General features: G+C 54.6%; 1 protein-coding gene. It reads right to left on the bottom strand.

From position 1 onward, the window contains the following. Positions 1–56: 56 nt before the first annotated feature. Entirely contained in the window at positions 57–764 is a 708-nt protein-coding gene (locus tag AB3Y40_RS20400) for an IS6 family transposase (protein ID WP_369440736.1), read from the bottom strand. Between the last annotated feature and the right edge of the window lie 56 nt (positions 765–820).

The raw sequence follows: 820 nt of genomic DNA, 5'->3' as shown, positions 1-820 counted from the left end.
GGGACTGTTGCATTAATTGATAGGCGCTGATCGATGGTATGGGTTTTTGCGCTGGATCAAGCGGCTGCGAAAAGTTCGCTGATGAACAGGATCTCGCCCAGAACACCTGGTTGCTTGTGATGGATATGGCCGTGCTTGATGGTCCGGATGGTTTCGATGCCGCTGAGTGTCGCTTTGGCTGTTCGCAGGGAGCGGAAGCTCTGGCGGTAACCCAGGAGCCGCTTCAAGGCTGCGTGGTCACTTTCGATCAGATTGTTGCGCCACTTTTGGTCGATATGCCGGATGCTGTCGAAATGTGGATCATAGCGCTGATTGATCTCACCGATGACGCGTCGATACGCTTGCGCCTTGTCGGTTACAATTGTCATTGGACGATGCAGGCGCACCCGCTCTATTGCCTTGTTCAGAAAGGCCTTGGCGGCTTTCGCATCCCGTCGTGCCGTGAGGCGGAAATCCACCATTTGACCGTTCGCGTCAATGGCACGCCATAGATATCGCCATTTGCCGCCGACACGAATGTAGGTCTCATCGACGTGCCAATCGACGCTGGCGCGGCGCAGATGCTTCTCAGTTCGTTTGGTGATCTCCGGGCTGAACTTCTGAACCCAACGATACACGGTCGACCGATCAATGCTGATACCGCGTTCTGCGAGCAGATCCACCACTTCCTGGTAGGACAACGGGTAGCGCAGATACCACCGCACCGCGCAAAGGATGATGTCTCGCGGAAAACGGTGATGCTTGAATGGTGATTGACGCGCCATGATCGACCTCAAAAAGCAAGAAAGTTGTTAAATAGCGCCGCTAATGCAACAGTCCC

It is taken from the genome of Yoonia sp. R2331, from assembly GCF_041103235.1.
Classification (GTDB): Bacteria; Pseudomonadota; Alphaproteobacteria; order Rhodobacterales; family Rhodobacteraceae; genus CANMYO01.
Note: the sequence above shows the minus strand (reverse complement) of the source record. Positions and strands in the feature narration are given on the sequence as shown.